The organism is Rodentibacter caecimuris, assembly GCF_001019715.1.
GTDB lineage: Bacteria > Pseudomonadota > Gammaproteobacteria > Enterobacterales > Pasteurellaceae > Rodentibacter > Rodentibacter caecimuris.
The window spans coordinates 288,535-307,600 of record NZ_BBXJ01000001.1; the positions used below are offsets into that span (position 1 = coordinate 288,535).

General features: G+C 40.2%; 15 protein-coding genes and 2 tRNA genes. 10 read left to right on the plus strand and 7 right to left on the minus strand.

The features are described from left to right. The first annotated feature begins 153 nt into the window (after window positions 1-153). Window positions 154-1,548 (plus strand): class II fumarate hydratase, encoded by a 1,395-nt coding sequence (gene fumC, locus PNEUHYL_RS01335; protein ID WP_059365473.1) that lies wholly within the window; start codon window positions 154-156, stop codon window positions 1,546-1,548. 110 nt (window positions 1,549-1,658) lie between these two features. Next, entirely contained in the window at window positions 1,659-2,261 is a 603-nt protein-coding gene (locus PNEUHYL_RS01340; protein ID WP_059365474.1) for a chalcone isomerase family protein, read from the plus strand. 26 nt (window positions 2,262-2,287) lie between these two features. Here the strand turns inward: PNEUHYL_RS01340 and PNEUHYL_RS01345 are convergent, their stop codons facing one another. Beyond that, window positions 2,288-3,187 (minus strand): ATP-grasp domain-containing protein, encoded by a 900-nt coding sequence (locus tag PNEUHYL_RS01345; RefSeq protein ID WP_059365475.1) that lies wholly within the window; start codon window positions 3,185-3,187, stop codon window positions 2,288-2,290. Between the two features lie 126 nt (window positions 3,188-3,313). Here PNEUHYL_RS01345 and PNEUHYL_RS01350 point away from each other — a divergent pair, with 126 nt between their 5' ends. From PNEUHYL_RS01350 to PNEUHYL_RS01365, 4 genes are all read left to right on the plus strand, one after another. Next, window positions 3,314-3,577, plus strand: coding sequence for a GrxA family glutaredoxin (locus tag PNEUHYL_RS01350; protein ID WP_059365476.1), 264 nt, complete (start codon window positions 3,314-3,316; stop codon window positions 3,575-3,577). A 371-nt stretch (window positions 3,578-3,948) separates the two neighbouring features. Then, entirely contained in the window at window positions 3,949-5,199 is a 1,251-nt protein-coding gene (icd, locus tag PNEUHYL_RS01355) for an NADP-dependent isocitrate dehydrogenase (protein ID WP_059365477.1), read from the plus strand. 98 nt (window positions 5,200-5,297) lie between these two features. Next, window positions 5,298-7,901, plus strand: a complete 2,604-nt coding sequence (acnB, locus tag PNEUHYL_RS01360) for a bifunctional aconitate hydratase 2/2-methylisocitrate dehydratase (RefSeq protein WP_059365478.1) — start codon at window positions 5,298-5,300, stop codon at window positions 7,899-7,901. Between the two features lie 29 nt (window positions 7,902-7,930). Further along, window positions 7,931-9,205: a citrate synthase gene (locus PNEUHYL_RS01365; protein WP_059365479.1), complete on the plus strand. Its 1,275-nt coding sequence runs from the start codon at window positions 7,931-7,933 to the stop codon at window positions 9,203-9,205. Between the two features lie 65 nt (window positions 9,206-9,270). On the opposite strand, the gene PNEUHYL_RS01370 is transcribed toward PNEUHYL_RS01365, so the two are convergent. The 6 genes from PNEUHYL_RS01370 to rsgA form a co-directional block, all read right to left on the minus strand. Beyond that, window positions 9,271-12,315, minus strand: coding sequence for a glycoside hydrolase family 2 TIM barrel-domain containing protein (locus tag PNEUHYL_RS01370; RefSeq protein WP_059365480.1), 3,045 nt, complete (start codon window positions 12,313-12,315; stop codon window positions 9,271-9,273). A 136-nt stretch (window positions 12,316-12,451) separates the two neighbouring features. Continuing rightward, window positions 12,452-13,651, minus strand: coding sequence for a mannose-6-phosphate isomerase, class I (gene manA / locus PNEUHYL_RS01375; protein ID WP_059365481.1), 1,200 nt, complete (start codon window positions 13,649-13,651; stop codon window positions 12,452-12,454). A gap of 57 nt (window positions 13,652-13,708) precedes the next feature. Then, window positions 13,709-14,209: a PTS glucose transporter subunit IIA gene (gene crr / locus PNEUHYL_RS01380; RefSeq protein ID WP_059365482.1), complete on the minus strand. Its 501-nt coding sequence runs from the start codon at window positions 14,207-14,209 to the stop codon at window positions 13,709-13,711. A 59-nt stretch (window positions 14,210-14,268) separates the two neighbouring features. After that, window positions 14,269-15,996 carry a phosphoenolpyruvate-protein phosphotransferase PtsI gene (gene ptsI, locus PNEUHYL_RS01385; RefSeq protein ID WP_059365483.1) on the minus strand — a complete coding sequence of 576 codons (1,728 nt, stop codon included), beginning with the start codon at window positions 15,994-15,996 and terminating at the stop codon, window positions 14,269-14,271. A 104-nt stretch (window positions 15,997-16,100) separates the two neighbouring features. After that, complete coding sequence (ptsH, locus tag PNEUHYL_RS01390) at window positions 16,101-16,358, minus strand: phosphocarrier protein Hpr (protein WP_018356695.1); 258 nt, start codon at window positions 16,356-16,358, stop codon at window positions 16,101-16,103. 161 nt (window positions 16,359-16,519) lie between these two features. Continuing rightward, window positions 16,520-17,560 (minus strand): small ribosomal subunit biogenesis GTPase RsgA, encoded by a 1,041-nt coding sequence (gene rsgA, locus PNEUHYL_RS01395; protein WP_059365485.1) that lies wholly within the window; start codon window positions 17,558-17,560, stop codon window positions 16,520-16,522. A gap of 70 nt (window positions 17,561-17,630) precedes the next feature. Here rsgA and orn point away from each other — a divergent pair, with 70 nt between their 5' ends. The 4 genes from orn to tsaE all read left to right on the plus strand — a co-directional run bounded on the left by orn (window position 17,631) and on the right by tsaE (window position 19,066). Beyond that, window positions 17,631-18,179, plus strand: coding sequence for an oligoribonuclease (gene orn, locus PNEUHYL_RS01400; RefSeq protein WP_059365486.1), 549 nt, complete (start codon window positions 17,631-17,633; stop codon window positions 18,177-18,179). A gap of 92 nt (window positions 18,180-18,271) precedes the next feature. Next, window positions 18,272-18,347: transfer RNA gene (locus PNEUHYL_RS01405), tRNA-Gly, on the plus strand. A 14-nt stretch (window positions 18,348-18,361) separates the two neighbouring features. Then, window positions 18,362-18,437 (plus strand) — tRNA-Gly (locus PNEUHYL_RS01410). A gap of 158 nt (window positions 18,438-18,595) precedes the next feature. After that, window positions 18,596-19,066: a tRNA (adenosine(37)-N6)-threonylcarbamoyltransferase complex ATPase subunit type 1 TsaE gene (gene tsaE / locus PNEUHYL_RS01415; RefSeq protein ID WP_059365487.1), complete on the plus strand. Its 471-nt coding sequence runs from the start codon at window positions 18,596-18,598 to the stop codon at window positions 19,064-19,066.

Consider the following 19,066-nt stretch of genomic DNA (forward strand, 5'->3'; position numbering starts at 1 on the left):
TATATGAAAAAACACGCTCAAAACACACCGCACTTTTATGATCTACATCACAAAACTGATTTTTAGCATTTCCGTCTCGTTCCATTCATAACTCCTAGGTGTTAGAATCAACCCGTTTTTATTTTCAATCTATATTCTATAAGGAGTATCACAATGGCATTTCGTATTGAAAAAGACACTATGGGCGAAGTTCAGGTTCCTGCCGATAAATATTGGGCGGCGCAAACCGAACGTTCACGCAATAACTTTAAAATCGGGCCTGAAGCCTCAATGCCAACTGAAATTATTGAAGCCTTTGGTTATTTGAAAAAAGCGGCAGCCTTCGCAAACCATGATTTAGGTGTATTACCTGCTGAAAAACGTGATTTAATCGCTCAAGCCTGCGATGAAATTCTTGCCAAGAAATTAGATGATCAATTTCCACTCGTTATTTGGCAGACCGGTTCCGGTACGCAATCCAATATGAACGTCAATGAAGTCGTAGCAAATCGTGCACACGTTTTATATGGCGGTAAATTAGGAGAAAAATCGATTATTCACCCAAATGATGACGTAAATAAATCACAGTCTTCAAATGATACTTTCCCAACCGCTATGCATATTGCGGCATACAAAAAAGTGGTGGAACACACTATTCCTTGCGTAGAACGTTTACAAAAAACTTTCGCTGCCAAATCCGAAGCATTCAAAGATGTGGTGAAAATTGGTCGTACTCATTTAATGGATGCGACACCATTAACATTAGGTCAAGAATTCTCTGCTTATGCAGCACAATTGGATTTTGGTTTACGCGCATTAAAAAACACCCTTCCTCATCTAAGCCAATTAGCTCTCGGTGGTACGGCAGTCGGTACAGGATTAAACACGCCGAAAGGCTATGATGTGAAAGTGGCGGATTACATTGCTAAATTCACCGGACTTCCATTTGTTACCGCTGATAATAAATTTGAAGCATTAGCGGCGCACGATGCCATCGTAGAAACCCACGGCGCATTACGCCAGCTCGCGATGAGTTTATTTAAAATTGCTAACGACATTCGTTTGTTAGCCTCCGGCCCTCGTTCCGGTATCGGTGAGATTTTAATTCCTGAAAATGAACCGGGTTCTTCCATTATGCCGGGCAAAGTAAACCCAACCCAGTGTGAAGCGATGACCATGGTTTGTGCACAAGTATTTGGTAACGACACCGCCATTGCTTTTGTAGGTTCACAAGGCCATTTCCAATTAAATGTGTTTAATCCGGTGATGATCGCCAACTTCTTGCAATCCGCACAATTATTAGGTGATGCTTGTGTTTCTTTCGATGAACACTGTGCTGTGGGTATTGAACCAAATTATCCGCGAATCAAACAACAACTTGAAAATTCATTAATGTTAGTCACCGCACTGAATACCCATATCGGTTATGAAAATGCGGCGAAAATTGCCAAAACAGCACATAAAAACGGTACAACCCTACGTGAAGAAGCGATTAATCTCGGTTTGGTTTCAGCCGAAGATTTCGACAAATGGGTACGCCCAGAAGATATGGTGGGCAGCTTAAAATAAACTTCCCCATAAAATGGCGGTCAAAGGCGGGTGATTCACTCGCCTTTTATTTGTGGTTTTTTAGGCGTTTTTGCTATAATCCGTGCGTTATCGAACCGTAAAAGAACAATATGAAAATTAAATATTTTTTCGTGGCAATTTTAGCCTTTTTTTCAACCGCTCTTTCCGCCCATTGGCAGTTGGTGGGCAATGCCGAATATACTTGGGGGCCTTTCCATGTGTATAGTGTCGGGCTTTTTTCTGAAACCGGTTCATACCAAGAAAATCAATCCCCACTAATGTTTTCCATCAAATATGAAAAGCCGATTGAAGGCAAAAACTTCGCTATCACCTTAATAAAAGAAATGGAAGCTCAGCAATTCGATACGGATGACACCACTGCTTGGCTAAAAAAAATGCAGGAAATTTTTCCTGATTTTTCACCAAATGACATTTTAAATTTCGTGGCACTAGAAAATAAAGGTTATTTTATCGCTAACGATACTGTGTTGGATCATGAGTTTGATCGTAAATTTACCCGAGCTTTTATCAATATTTGGCTTTCACCGAAAAGTAGTTTCTTAAAATTACAACCACAATTATTAGGCAAAGAAAAGCGCGGTCAAAATAAACAAGAATTTCAATATAAACCGGATAGCGAGCCTTTTGACGAAGAAAATTCTATGCCGGAATTACCGCCTAATTATGATCCTCAACATAATTTGAATGGATAAATAAACGGCGAGTAATTACTCGCCGTTTATTTTTGCCAAGTCATTTTCTCCAAATAGAGAATCATCTGTAGCGCAATATCCACACCGCTGGTTTTCTCGATCATCTCCAAGCCGGGGCTTGCATTCACTTCCAGCACCAATAAACCGGATTTTGAGCGAATAAAATCCACACCTGAAACCGCCAATCCTAATGCTTTGGTTGCCTTGATTGCAATTTGTTTTTCTTGTTCGCTCAGTGTGATTTTTTGCGCACTTCCGCCTCGGTGGATATTTGCTCGAAATTCACCGTCTTGCCCAAAGCGTTGCATACTCGCAACAACCTTATCGCCGATAACAAAACAGCGAATATCTGCGCCATCGGCTTCCTCAATAAAATCTTGCAATAATACCGGAACACTCACTTGTTTTAAGGTTTCTAAAATACTGACCGCACTTTGTGCATTTTCCATCAACATAACACCAATGCCCTGAGAGCCGTTTAAGGTTTTCAGGATCAAAGGAGAAACCATTTTTTGAACGGAGGCTTTCGCCTCCACTTCAGTACCGGATAATTGACTATTCGGCACGGCAATGTTCTGCTCTCGCAGTATTTGCAAACTTTGCCATTTATCACGTGCCGTTAAAAACGCCTTTTCTGTGTTTAAACAATAAATCCCTTTTGCCTGAAAATGCCTCAACACGGCACAGCCCATTTTTGTACTTGCCGTACCAAAACGTGGTATCACCGCATCATAATCAGGTAAAAGGTAGGTATTGCCTTCCTTTGGCTGATAATAAATATCAAAGTGCGGTGAATTTTCCGTGAGTTTTAGAATACAACGATTCGGATCCAAAATATCCATTTCGTGTCCGCATTGTATTGCGGCTTCTTTCAGACGCTGACTACTGTATAAACGGGGTTCACGGCAAAGCATTAAAAATTTCATCAGAGATTCCAAACAAAAAAATGACGATACATTATACCAATCATAAAAATCCTGAAAATCTATTTATGGCAAATTAAAAAAAGAGTAGAATCACGAAAACTTTAACATTAACAAAGGGAAGAATTTATGTTTGTTGTTATTTTTGGTCGTCCGGGTTGTCCTTACTGTGTCCGTGCAAAAAATCTTGCGGAAAAATTAAAAGGCGAAGTCGCCGACTTCGATTACCGTTATGTTGATATTCATGCGGAAGGGATCACAAAAGAAGACTTATCCAAATCAGTCGGTAAACCGGTTGAAACCGTGCCACAAATCTTTATTGATGAAAAACCGATTGGTGGCTGTACCGATTTTGAAGCATTAATGAAAGAACAATTTGGTGTAGTAGCTTAAAATACAACACTAACCTGGTTGTTGTAAAAGTTCGGTTAATTTTCAAGGTATTTAAAACCAAAGAATTTATCTTTACTAAAAAAATTTGACTTCACCTAATTTAGAGGCTAAGTTCTGTACTCGTCAGAGCTTAGCCTTTTTATTTTTACTTGGAGGAATCATCAACATCATCATTGCTTCCCTCAATTCAAAAACTCGTTAGCATTAGATATATTCTCAATTCTAATCCATATCAAACCGGAAACCATTTAAATTATTTTATATTTTTGTAAATATATTGTTATTCAATGCGTATAAGGATTATACTTGCTATACAGTTGAAGAAAATTTTTCCTCAACTCAACCCTAACTCAACTCTGTGAGGTGAAACTATGCAACACAAAAAAGTAGCAACAGCGAATGGTCAAGCAATCACACTAAATCAAGATTGCACCCTCAATGTCCCAAACAATCCTATTATTCCATTTATTGAAGGCGATGGTATCGGTGTAGATGTCACACCTGCGATGCGTTTGGTCATTGATGCCGCAGTATCGAAAGCCTATGGTACGGAACGTAAAATTGATTGGTTAGAAATTTATGCCGGCGAAAAAGCCAATCAAGTTTACGGTGAAAATACTTGGTTGCCAGCAGAAACATTAAACGCGATTAAACAATATCATATTGCGATCAAAGGTCCATTGATGACCCCTGTGGGGGGCGGCATTCGTTCATTGAATGTCACAATGCGACAAGAATTGGATTTGTATAACTGTTTACGTCCAGTTCGTTATTATGATGGCACACCAAGCCCAGTGAAACATCCTGAATTTATTGATATGGTCATTTTCCGTGAAAATTCGGAAGATATTTATGCCGGAGTGGAATGGCAAGCCGGCTCAATAGAAGCGGATAAAGTCATTGCATTTTTACGTAATGAAATGGGCGTAAAAAAAATTCGTTTCACTGAACAGTGCGGTATTGGCATTAAACCGGTATCAAAAAAAGGTACACAGCGTTTGGTACGTTCCGCATTGCAATATGTTATTGATAATGATCGTCGCTCACTCACTTTAGTGCATAAAGGCAATATTATGAAATTTACCGAGGGGGCATTTAAGGAATGGGGTTATCAAGTCGCACAAGAATTTGGTGCTGAAATGATTGATAACGGTCCTTGGCACAAATTGAAAAACCCAAAAACTGGACGGGAAATTATCATAAAAGACTGTATTGCTGATGCATTTTTACAGGAAGTGCTGTTACACCCTAAAGATTATGATGTGATCGCAACTTTGAATCTGAACGGTGACTATATCTCCGATGCTCTGGCTGCTCAAGTTGGCGGTATAGGTATTTCACCTGGTGCAAATATTGGGGTGGAGACAGCTATTTTTGAAGCAACTCACGGCACCGCACCTAAAATTGCAGGACAAAATAAAGCGAATCCGAGTTCAATTATTTTGAGCGGTGAAATGATGTTACGTCATTTAGGATGGACGGAAGCAGCAAATTTAGTCGTAAAAGCAGTAGCGAAAACTATTTCCAATAAAACCGTAACCTTAGATTTGGCCGAAACGCTGGAGAATGCTAAATTGCGTTCTACCATGGAATTCGCACAAGACATTGTGAGTAATATGTAAGTAATTTACTTTTTATAGCTGTATTCTTTTTCCATGATAAATTTACTGAATCTTTACTCACGACCTTCTATTATTTTTCATTCAGACGGAGATCGCATATGTCGTTTTTAACTGAATACCAAACCCATGTTGACCAACGGGCTGCTCAAGGTGTCGTCCCTCTTCCACTCAATGCCCAACAAACCGCAGAATTAGTCGAGCTACTAAAAAACCCACCGCCAGAGAATCAGAATCTATTAGTTGAATTATTTGAAAGCCGCATTCCCACAGGCGTTGATGAAGCTGCCTATGTGAAAGCGGCTTTTTTAGCCGATTTAATTAAGGGGAACACACAATCACCCTTGATTTCACCACAAAAAGCAGTGCAATTATTAGGCACAATGCAGGGCGGTTATAATATCGAACCACTAATTGATACGCTAGAAATTGACAAACTCGCACCATTAGCGGTGAAAGCTTTATCTCATACCTTATTAATGTTTGATAACTTTTATGATGTCGCTCAAAAAGCCAAACAAGGTAATACTTATGCCCTGCAGATTCTACAATCTTGGGCTGATGCCGAATGGTTTTTATCTCGCCCTCAGTTAGCTGAAAAATTAACCTATACCGTATTTAAAGTCTCTGGTGAAACCAATACGGACGATCTGTCACCAGCACAAGACGCCTGGTCACGTCCTGATATCCCCTTACATGCATTGGCAATGTTAAAAAATCCAAGAGAAGGGATCAAACCTGATGAGGCGGGTGCTATTGGACCAATGAGACAAATTGAATCATTAAAACAAAAAGGTTTTCCATTAGTTTATGTAGGCGATGTAGTAGGAACGGGATCTTCCCGAAAATCTGCCACTAATTCAGTGCTATGGTTAATGGGCGAAGATATGCCCTATATTCCAAATAAACGCACGGGGGGAATTGTGCTTGGTGGCAAAATTGCACCGATTTTCTTTAATACAATGGAAGATGCCGGAGCACTACCAATTGAGCTTGATGTAAGCCAGCTTAATATGGGGGATGTGATCGATATTTACCCTTATGCAGGTAAAGTATGCAAACACAATACAGACGAAGTTCTGTCAACCTTTAAACTTAAAACAGATGTATTACTTGATGAAGTGAGAGCGGGTGGGCGCATTCCATTGATCATCGGGCGAGGCTTAACTCACAAAGCACGAGTAGAGCTCAGTCTACCTGAAAGCGATGTTTTTGCCAAACCGCAAGTTTCTAATAAAAATAATAAGGGCTTTACACTTGCTCAAAAAATCGTAGGGAGAGCCTGCGGAGTAACGGGTATTCGAGCTGGACAGTATTGCGAACCGAGAATGACCAGTGTCGGCTCGCAAGATACTACAGGTCCAATGACTCGTGATGAATTAAAAGATTTGGCCTGCTTGGGTTTCTCTGCTGATTTAGTCATGCAATCATTTTGTCATACAGCAGCCTACCCAAAACCAGTAGATGTGATAACTCACCATTCCTTACCAGATTTCATTATGAATCGAGGTGGCATTTCATTACGTCCTGGCGATGGCGTAATCCATTCTTGGTTAAACCGTATGCTATTGCCAGATACCATAGGTACCGGAGGAGATTCTCATACCCGTTTCCCAATTGGAATTTCCTTTCCAGCCGGTTCCGGATTAGTGGCATTTGCCGCAGCGACAGGCGTTATGCCATTGGATATGCCTGAATCTGTCTTAATTCGCTTTACCGGAGAAATGCAACCCGGTATTACACTACGAGATTTAGTCCACTCCATTCCTTACTATGCTATTCAACAAGGGCTACTCACCGTGGAAAAAGCGGGAAAGAAAAATATTTTCTCAGGAAAAATCCTTGAAATTGAGGGGTTGGAACATCTAAAAGTAGAACAAGCTTTTGAAATTTCCGATGCCTCTGCCGAACGCTCAGCGGCAGCTTGTAGTATTAAGCTCAATAAAGAACCTATCATTGAATACCTCAATTCTAATATTGTGCTACTGAAATGGATGATCGCCGAAGGTTATGGCGATAAAACTACGCTTGAACGCCGAATTAAAGCAATGCAAGATTGGCTCGCCAATCCGCAACTATTAGAAGTGGATAAAGATGCAGAGTATGCAGCCGTCATTGAAATAAATCTCAACGACATAAAAGAACCTATTGTATGTGCCCCAAATGATCCCGATGATGCTCGCCTATTATCTGAGGTACAAGGTGATAAAGTTGATGAAGTCTTTATTGGCTCGTGTATGACAAATATCGGTCATTTCCGTGCTGCCGGCAAATTACTCAATCAACACCAAGGAATGATCCCAACCCGTCTATGGATTGTACCACCAACTAAAATGGATGCACACTTATTAAGTGATGAAGGCTATTTTAGTATTTACGGCAAGAGCGGTGCACGTATTGAAGTACCGGGTTGTTCACTTTGTATGGGCAATCAAGCACGAGTGGCAGATGGTGCAACCGTAGTTTCCACGTCCACTCGTAACTTCCCAAACCGAATGGGTAAAGGAGCATTCGTTTATCTCGCCTCAGCGGAGCTTTCCGCTGTCTGTGCCTTACTGGGTCGCATTCCAACACCAGAAGAATATTTGCAATATGTACAAAGTCTTGACGCAGATAAAGACGATACCTATCGCTATATGAATTTCGATCAAATCGACTACTATTCTAACAAAGTTAACAGTTTAATTTTCCAAAAAGCCGTATAACACAAACCATATAAATAAGGAGACTTAATATGCCAAACTTACATCCAACTTTAACCGCAGAACTTCATTTAAGTGATGGTCGAAAAATTGCCTTACCAGTTTACCACGGCACTTTAGGCTATGATGCTATCGGCGTAGAAGCGCTGCAAAAACAAGGTTTATTTACCTACGATCAGGGGTTAACCTCCACTGCACTTTGTGAATCCAGCATTACTTACATTGACGGCGATCAAGGTATTTTATTACACCGAGGCTATTCAATAGATGAATTAGCCTTCAATAAAACTTATCTTCATACCGCATATTTATTGTTAGAAGGCGAAATGCCTACAGAAGAACAACTCACAGAGTTCAAAAAAGAAATTTGCTCACATTATATGGTAAACGATCAATTTACCCGCCTATTTCAAGGTTTCCGTCGAGATTCCCATCCAATGGCAGTCATGTGTGCAGCAAGTAGTGCGTTAGCAGCATTCTACAATAATGATTTCCAAACAGAAAAAAACATTGATCGTACAGCGATTCGTTTATTGGCAAAAATGCCTACCTTAGCAGCAATGTGTTATAAATATAGCATTGGCCGCCCATTTATGTACCCACAGTATCACCTCTCCTATGCAGGTAACTTCTTATATATGATGTTCGCCACACCGTGTGAACCTTATATCGTTAATCCAGTATTAGAACGAGCAATGGATAGAATTTTTACTCTACACGCTGATCACGAACAAAATGCTTCTACCTCATCAGTGCGTAGTGTCGCATCATCAGGCTCAAATCCATTTGCTTGTATCGCGGCAGGAATTGCCTCTTTATGGGGACCATCCCATGGTGGTGCCAACGAGGCGTGCGTAAGAATGTTAGAAGAAATCGGCACGGTAGATCGTATTCCAGAATTTATCGCTAGGGCAAAAGATAAAAAGGATCCGTTCCGCTTAATGGGTTTCGGACATCGTGTGTACAAAAACTACGACCCTCGTGCCAAAGTTATGCGTGAAACCTGCCACGAGGTGTTACAGGAGCTTGGCATCACCACCCCATTATTAGAAGTCGCTATGGAACTTGAGCACATTGCCCTAAGCGATCCCTATTTTATTGAACGAAAACTCTATCCGAATGTGGATTTCTATTCCGGTATTATTTTAAAAGCCATTGGCATTCCAGTGTCAATGTTCACTGTCATCTTCGCGCTAGGTAGAACAGTCGGCTGGATTGCCAACTGGAAAGAAATGAACGAAGAGAACCTAAAAATTGTCCGCCCAAGACAAATTTATACCGGTCATCAAGAGCGTCATTTAAAATAAGCAAGAAGTCTTTACTTCCTTAAAGTGCGGTTAAAATCAACCGCACTTTTTCATTTTACCCCTCGTTAGCGTGGTAAAAATTGCATTTCCCAATCCCATTCCGTTTCACTTAAGCGATATTTTTCTTTCAAACTTGGGCCGCAGGAATTAGAGCCAATGCCACTCATTTTATAATCCACACATAATATTGTACTGCCGCTTTCTTCCAATTCATCGTTATGCTTTTTCGCCTCCAATTCTTCTTGTGTATAAGGTGAAAGATTAAAGCTAAATGCTTTATCACAATAAATTGAAAATCCCTCTCGATCGTTCTTAATCGTAAACCTCCGACAACCAAAATGGCTTCCATTTTCTTGCGGTTTTAAATAGAGCACATGGTTGGATTTTGGTGTCGTTTTATACAAGTTAAACTGTGTTGCTTGATGTTTATCAAGGTAACTTTCCGTTTCGCCATAGCCGATATATTCGGCTTGTTGAAAACTGTCTTTTAAGAAAAAGCGAACGCCAAAACGCGGTAAAAACGGTAAGTGCGGTTGTTTTTTAGCATGAATTTTAATTGATAAATTGCCCTGCGTATCAATTCGATAAATTACATCAAGGGTTAAAATACGCTCGCGTGAAACTGCATTAATGCCGGATTTGACTCGAATTTCCAGCGCACTTTCTTGTTCAACAATAACAAAATCATAAGCACGAGTCACAGCCTGCTCATAACCTGCTGCCAACCAATGGGTTTTAATCAGGCTGTCATTATCCAATGGTGCCCGCCAAATATTAAAATCCAAAGGCGCATTAAGCCAAGCGCTTCCCTCACAGAAAATTTGTGTGATAATCCCTCTGTGTTTATCCAATTCATAACAAATTTTTCCGACAGAAATCAACACATGATGGGGCGTTTCATTAAGAGAAATAGTCTGCGTCGCTTTCTTTATCTGATGAACAGGCAACCTGCTTTGGGAAGAAAAACAAAGTTGATCGAAACCTAAACAATGATTTTTTGCCACCAAGCCACGATCAATTTTTTGGTAATAGGTGAGAGTGATATGCCAGAGTTCATTATCGGTTTCAGGCAAATCAAGCGGCAAAAGTGCGGTTGCTTTCGGGGTAATTTTTATTCCATCAAAATAGCCTTCACTGATGACACGCAAATTTTCGGTAATTTGATAATGAATGGCGATCACTTCTTCCGTATCGGTGAAATCCATATAATTTTTTAACCGCACGTTGCCTTCATCTAAAAAGGCCCGAATCGGACGCTGTACATTTTTTAGCTCTAATAAACTGCTCTGAATTTGGCGATCTGCCGTCACTAAACCATCAGCGCAAAAATTGCCATCATTTGGTACATCGCCAAAATCCCCGCCATATCCCATCCGCTCGGAATGAGGCAAATAAGGCGAATGATTACACCATTCCCAAACAAAACCGCCCGCGGCCCCGCGATGACGTTCCATCGCTTGAAAATATTCTTCCGCATCACCACAAGAATTTCCCATGGCGTGCAAATATTCACAGAATAAATAGGGTTTCCGATTATGAGGATCCGCAAAATAAGCATCCAGTTCCTCTGTACCGGTGTACATTTCGCTATGAAAATCAAGATTCGTTAAATCGTTTTGATGATCGGAATGTTGGAAAACGGCATTTTCATAATGCACTAATCGATTTGGATCACGGCGTTTCACCCAAGCCGCCGCTTGCTCAAAATTCTCTCCATAGCCGCTTTCATTGCCAAGCGACCATACCAGCACGGAACAGCGGTTTTTATCACGTTCGACATTGGCATAAGTGCGGTCTAAAATTGCCGCATTAAATTCAGGGCTACGCGCCATATAACAATAATTGTCGATAATTTGTTGGCGAATGGCTTGATGATCAATTTCTGTTTTCACACCAAGCAAAATACTGGTTTCAGGCGATTTCACATACACCGCATTGGTGCCGTGAGATTCAATATCGCTTTCGGCAATCAGATAAAAACCATACTCGTCACAAAGTTCGGCGAACCAAGGGGCATTAGGGTAATGTGCGGTGCGAATTGCATTGAAATTATGTTCTTTCATCAAGCGTAAATCTTGTAAAGCTTGCTCGTGATTAATGACATAACCGGTTTTGGGATCGCTGTCGTGGCGGTTTACGCCTTTAAATTTGATGGCTTCACCATTAAATAGCATCACACCATCTTTTACTTCAATTTTACGCAAACCAATTTTTTGACAAATCACCTCCGAACCATAGCGAAATAGCAGTGTATAAAGTTGTGGGTTTTCCGCATTCCATAAGGTGATTTCATTCAACGTGAAATGGAAACCGCTTTCCGTGACCGCAGAAAGCAAAATTTCACCTTGCGGATCGTTCAGTTGCCATGCAATTTCACGAAGATGTGCCGGTTTCCCTCTTTCCACAAAAGAAACCTCCACAGAAATGACCGCACTTTTTAGATCATCCGCAAGTTCGGTGCGAATAAAAAAATCCTGTAAGTAATGGTTTTCCCGTTCAAGCAAATATACATCACGAAAAATGCCTGACATTCGGAATTTATCCTGATCTTCCAAATAGCTGCCGTCACACCATTTTAATACTACAACATGAAGATGATTTTCACCGTTTTTTAGAAAATCACTCACATCAAATTCACTAGTGCAATGGCTAATTTGACTATAGCCCACAAATTGATGATTCACATACACAAATAAACAGCTGTCCACGCCCTCAAAATTGAGTAAATAACGTTTATTTTGTTTAGGCGAATGCGTAAAAGTGCGGTGATAAAGCCCACAAGGATTTTCAATCGGCACATAAGGCGGATCAAAAGGGAAAGGGTAATTCACGTTGGTATAGTGATGATGATCATAACCGTGATTCTGCCAATTGGCGGGAACCGGAATTTTTTCTGAAAAGGAGAAATGAAGAAAATCTTTCGGTAAATCTACATAGCGATCAAAATAGGCAAAATCCCACTCGCCATTAAGTAAAGTGAAAAAAGCAGAAAATTCTCGCTGATTTTTGACCGCACTTTCCACAGAATCAAAAGGAATAAAATAAGCATGATGCGGCGTGGTGTTAATGTGAAGAATTTGAGGATCTTGGAAATAATTCGGTAATGGCATAGCAACTCCGAAAGAGGAAAGATTGCCTTACTATAACTGAATTTTATCTTTCATTCAGAAAGAATATCGGATTTTGTGAGGGGGATCACAATATCCAATGATCCTTTATAACATTAGTTAATATACCGTTAGATTCTCAGGGTAGCTTTGCTATGACGGCATAGCCCTCCGATAGCCCTTCAATTTCATAAGAAGAACCGGAAGTGATAAAAGCAGACTCTCCCTTTTTAAGAGAAAGTGCGGTGGTTTCCGAGCGTAAATTGAGTTGCCCTTTCATCACCATTAAAATTCCTGCACTCTGAATTTTTAAGCGATGAGTTTCACCACATTCATATTGTATATTTTGTAAGGCGAAATCTTTTGCCGGCGTGGAATAAGTAAATACGCGCATATCATGAGGGGCAGCAGAAATAATTTGCGGTTCTATTTCTCGACAATCCACCACTTTCAATAGCTCCGGAATATCTACATATTTTGGTGTTAATCCGCCACGAATGACATTATCGGAACATGCCATCAATTCAATATTTTGTCCGAGTAAATAAGCGTGCGGAATACCCGCCTCTTGATAAATCCCCTCGCCTTTTTTAAGGTGAACAATGTTGAAAAGATAAAAACAGACTAAACCCGCATCGAGTTTTTCCAGTGAAATCTCCATCGCTTCCATAGAATAAAGCAGCCAATAATCGGGATTATTTAGCCTGAGTTCATTCTGAGCATAAGCCTCACGATTTTGTTCAACAATAGGGGCAAGCCATTGATATAGTTGGGATTGATCCGCTTGCATGACATCCGCATAAAATGAATGCAGATCTTGATTACCTAATTTTTCTGCAAGAGGGGCAAGAGAAGGACGTTCATTAAGTAAAGAGAGGATTTTTTCTTTTGCCTTAAATCCATGTAACAGCCAGAAATCAGATAATGCAATCATCATTTCAGGTTTATGATTATTATCTTTATAAGTTCGTTTCGAATCTTTTAAATCAATACCTTTCGCATTTTCCTTTGCGAAACCGATTTCCGCCTGTTGTTTGGTTGGGTGCAACTGGATAGAAAGCGGCTTTGCTACATCAAGAATCTTCAATAGGTAGGGTAATTCTTCACCAAAAATTTCTCGACTTTTCTCACCAAGTGCGGTCGGATTTTGCTGTAAAAATTCAGTCAGCGGTAAATTTTTGCCCTCAACTTCAATTATGGCGGGGGCAGAAATATGTGCACCAAGCCACCATTCGGCATAATGTTGATTTTCTTCCACCGAAAGATTTAATAATTGTGGAATGTAATGCTGTCCGCCCCAAATATAATGTTGTAAAACACCAGTTAATTTATAAATCACTTTTCACCTCTAAACAAAAAATCCGCACAACGGCGGACTTTTTTATTCTATATAAAATTATTTTTTAAGGCTTAACACTACGGACTCGCCGGCAATAACCTCGCCTGCTTTTTTCTCAATACTTGAGATCTCATCCATATTGGAAATCACAACCGGTGTTAATACAGATTTAGCTTTTGCTTCCAGTAATTCAAGATCGAATTCAATTACTGTATCACCACGTTTTACAGTTTGCCCTTCTTGCGCAACACGAGTAAAACCTTCACCTTTTAACTCAACGGTATCAATACCAAAGTGAACAAATAATTCAACCCCTTCTTTTGACTCCATTGAAAAGGCATGGTTGGTTTCAAAAATCTTACCAATAACACCATCAACCGGTGCGACAATTTTATTGCCTGTCGGACGAATAGCAATGCCATCACCAACAATTTTTTCAGAAAACACAACATCCGGTACATCTTCGATATTGACAATTTCACCGGAAAGCGGTGCATAAATCTCAACTTCGACGGATTTGTTCTCTTTGGAACCGAATAGCTTGTCAAATAAACCCATTTTCATCTCCTATCCATTAAATATGGTTGATATTCTAGCTTAAAACACTGATTTTGTATCTAACTCAGTGCTTTTTCTGACAAAAATTCTTCAATTAATTGCTCAATTTCCGAAGCGGTTGGTTTCTCTAATGCTTTACTTGCAAGCTCTTTTACCTCTTGGAAATTCACACTACGAATGAGTTTTTTAATACGAGGTACCGAAATTGCACTCATACTAAATTCATCTAATCCCATACCTAACAAGAGCAAGGTTGCACGCTCATCACCGGCTAACTCACCACACATCCCCGTCCATTTACCTTCTGCGTGAGACGCATCAATAACTTGTTTAATTAAGCCAAGTACGGACGGTTGCATTGGATTATAAAGATGAGAAATCAATTCATTGCCGCGATCAACGGCTAAGGTATATTGCGTTAAGTCATTAGTCCCGATACTAAAGAAATCCACTTCTTTCGCCAAGAATTTCGCATTTACCGCAGCAGACGGCGTTTCCACCATTACACCGATTTGAATATTTTCATCAAAGGCTTTAGCTTCTGCACGTAGCTCCACTTTCAGAGTTTCAATCACAGATTTTAATTCACGAATTTCTTCTACCGAAATAATCATCGGGAACATCACCGCTAATTTGCCAAATGCAGAGGCACGCAACACCGCACGTAACTGAGCATGGAGAATTTCACGGCGATCCAGTGCAATACGAATTGCCCGCCATCCTAAGAACGGGTTCATTTCTTTTGGAAGATCTAGATACGGTAAATCTTTGTCACCACCGATATCCATAGTACGAAGCACAACCAAACGTCCGTCCATAGCTTCTACGACTTCTTTATAAGCAATAAATTGCTCTTCTTCCGTTGGAAGTTGATCGCGATCCATAAAGAGGAACTCTGTACGGTATAAACCTACCCCCTCGGCTCCGTTACGGTTTGCACCGTCACAATCGCGAATAGTACCAATATTTGCCACTACTTCAACTTTATGCCCGTCTAATGTCACGGCAGGAAGATCTTTTAATTTTGCTAATTCGGCTTTTTCTTCTGCTAATTTTGCTTCTAAAGATTTTAATTCGTTGATTTGGGCTTCGGTTGGATTAATATAGACTTTGTTATTTACGGCATCAAGAATCAGGAAATCACCGGTATTCACTTTTTCAGTCACATTGTTGGTTCCAACAATAGCCGGTAATTCCAAAGAGCGGGCCATAATAGAAGTATGTGAAGTACGGCCTCCAATATCTGTAATGAATCCCAATACTTTCTCAAGATTCAATTGCGCCGTTTCAGAAGGGGTGAGATCATAGGCAACCAAAATAGATTCTTCGTTTATATCGCCTAGATCAACAATATGCATACCTAAAATGTTTTTGATTAAACGGTTACCAATATCACGGATATCACCGGCACGTTCTTTCAAATACTCATCATCAATTTCTGATAACATCGCCACTTGCTGATCAATAATTTTACTCGCAGCGACACCGGCATTAACTTTATGTGAACGTAGATAGTCGATAATTTCTTCTTCTAATTCTTCATCTTCCAAAATCATTAAATGCCCTTCGAAAATCGCCGCTTTCTCTTCTCCCAACGAAGCAAAAGCACGATCTTTGATGGAATTTAATTGTTCAACTGCGGCATTACGCCCTTCGTAAAAACGTGCAATTTCCGTTTCAATTTGATCATCAGAAATCGACTTTGTATCAAGGACAATTTTTTCTTCTTTAAGAACTAACGCCTTACCAAAAACAATACCGGGGGATGCTGGAATACCTGAAATCATGTTCACCTTCCAAGATTAATAGGATTAAATAAAACAATAGCCATAAAACACGTGCTTACAGGAGTAAATCAAAACGGATTTTATGGCTATCTTATACTCAATAGTTACTCTAAAGTAGGGATTAATGCGACTAAATGTTCAACGGCTTGTTGTTCATCTTCACCTTCCGCGGATATGGTGATAACCGTTCCTTGTGTTAAACCTAAAGTTTGTAATTTAAACAAACTTTTGGCACTCGCACTTTTCCCTGCGGATGTCACAGTAATGTCTGAAGCAAAACCTTTTGCTTCTTTTACGAATTGCGCAGCAGGACGAGTGTGCAAACCGTTAGGTGCTGTGATTTCTACATCTTTTGAGAACATAATGTTACCTCTACTAATAAATAGTTTAATTATAAAACTGTCAGATCCAAAACCTGCCATAGTATCCTTGTTAAAAACAAAATAATCAAGGAAAAAGGCAAAAAAACTTAAGTGAGATCAACATTCTAATCCGATTAACCAAATTTTACTCTAAGTTCCGGCTAACTTGTTGAAAAATGCCGTTGTGACTTTGTTTCGGATAAACTTGCAATAAGTTTGTGATAGTTTTCATAACGAATCTGAGAAATTTTCCCAGTCTCTACCGCTTCACGTAAAGCACAGCCCGGATCATTCAAATGTTTACAATCACGGAATTTACAAGTACCTAAGACATATTGGAATTCTCGGTATCCTTTGGTGATTTGATCGGCATCTAAGTGCCATAATCCAAATTCGCGGATCCCCGGCGAATCAATGAGATTTCCGCCTTGAGGTAAATGATAAAGACGTGAGGAAGTTGTCGTATGTTGCCCCAGCCCCGAATTTTCACTCACCTCGCCTACTTGTGCATTGACGTTGGGGAAAATAGCATTGATCAAGCTGGATTTGCCGACACCGGACTGCCCGACAAAAATAGATGTGCCACTGCTTAAAAGTGCGGTTAGTTTTTCCATATTTTTTCCGTTTGAGGCAGAAATAATCAAGGTTTGATAGCCGATGTCACGATAAATTTGCAGTTGTTGTTCAATATTTTTTTCCTCTTCATCCGTTAAAAGATCGCCTTTATTGACGACAATAACCGGCTCAATACCTGAAATTTCACATACCACAAGATAACGATCAACAATATTAAGAGAAAAAACCGGCAACACTGCGGAAACAATAATAATACGATCAATATTCGCGGCAATAGGTTTCAATCCATCATAATAATCAGGGCGTAAAATTTCATTTACACGCGGATGAATAGCTTCAATCACCCCACTCACACCTTGTAACTGTTCGTTTCCTTCCCGCCAAATGACTCTATCGCCCACCACTAAACTTGACAGAGTACGGCGTAAATTACAGCGGTAAATCTCCCCTTGTGCATTTTCTACATCGGCGTGCATAGAATAACGCGTCACCACCAAGCCGTCTTGTGATACCCCCAGCATTTCATCTTGCCATTCAATTTCTCTTTTCTTGTGGCGATGAAGCGTTCGGGCATTGTTAAATTCAATTCGGCGGAACTGATTTTGAGTGAGTTTACGTTTAGCCATAAAAGTGCGGTCGTTTTTTACGACGATTTTGATAAAATGGAAAAAATTTTTACATAGGATACCTTATATTATGCAATTAGATAAACAAAATCTGATCTGGATTGATTTAGAAATGACCGGATTGGAACCCGATAAAGAACGCATTATTGAAATCGCAACTATCGTCACCGACAAAGATCTCAACATTCTTGCTGAAGGCCCTGTCCTTGCCATTCATCAAAGCAATGATTTATTAGGAAAAATGTCCGAATGGTGTGTGAAAACGCATACCGCAAACGGCTTAGTGGAACGGGTAAAAGCCAGTAAACTCACCGAACGGGCGGCAGAATTACAAACCTTGGATTTCTTGAAGCGTTGGGTACCCAAAGGTGCCTCGCCCATTTGTGGCAATAGTGTTGCACAAGATAAACGCTTTCTTTACCGATATATGCCGGATCTGGCCGATTATTTCCACTATCGTCATTTGGATGTCAGCACATTAAAAGAACTTGCCGCCCGCTGGAAACCTGAAATTTTAGAAGGTTTCAAAAAGGCGAATACGCATTTAGCCTTAGATGATATCCGTGAATCCATTAAAGAACTCGCCTATTATCGCGATCATTTCATTAAATTGGATTGACGAAAACTTAGTCAGCTAAGTCATTTTGAAAAATTTGCTCTTGCAAGAGAGAAAAATATTCGTATAATGCGCCCCATTCACTGATGTGAACTGCGGGAATAGCTCAGTTGGTAGAGCACGACCTTGCCAAGGTCGGGGTCGCGAGTTCGAGCCTCGTTTCCCGCTCCAATTTTGTACTCTCTGCGGGAATAGCTCAGTTGGTAGAGCACAACCTTGCCAAGGTTGGGGTCGCGAGTTCGAGCCTCGTTTCCCGCTCCAAATTCTTAATCCACTGCTGAAAAGCGGTGGATTTTTATTCCTAGTCAATGGAACGTTTTCCATAAAACAACCTCTAATACGGATAAAATCCCCTTAGCGAAAAAAACAAAAGTGCGGTAGAATTCCCACCAGTTTTGACTTTAACAATCATAATCAAGATGAATGAATTAACTCAATACATTCCTGATGAATCCACTATGTTACGTTTTGGCAAAAAATTAGCCGAAACTATTTTGAAATGCCACACCGAGCGTGCCGTTATTTTATATTTCAACGGTGATTTAGGTGCGGGAAAAACCACACTAACACGAGGCATGGTACAAGGTTTAGGGTTCCAAGGTAATGTAAAAAGCCCGACTTATACCCTAGTGGAAGAATACAACATTACCGGAAAAATGATTTACCATTTTGATTTATATCGCCTTGCCGATCCGGAGGAATTAGAATTTATGGGGATTCGTGATTACTTTGCCAAAGATTCAATTTGCCTTATCGAGTGGGCTGAAAAAGGTGACGGAATCCTTCCGCCGGCTGATTTGCTTGTTAATATTGATTACTATGATGATGCACGAAACATTACATTAATCGCACAAAATGCTCTGGGCGAGCAAATTATTCAACAACTATAA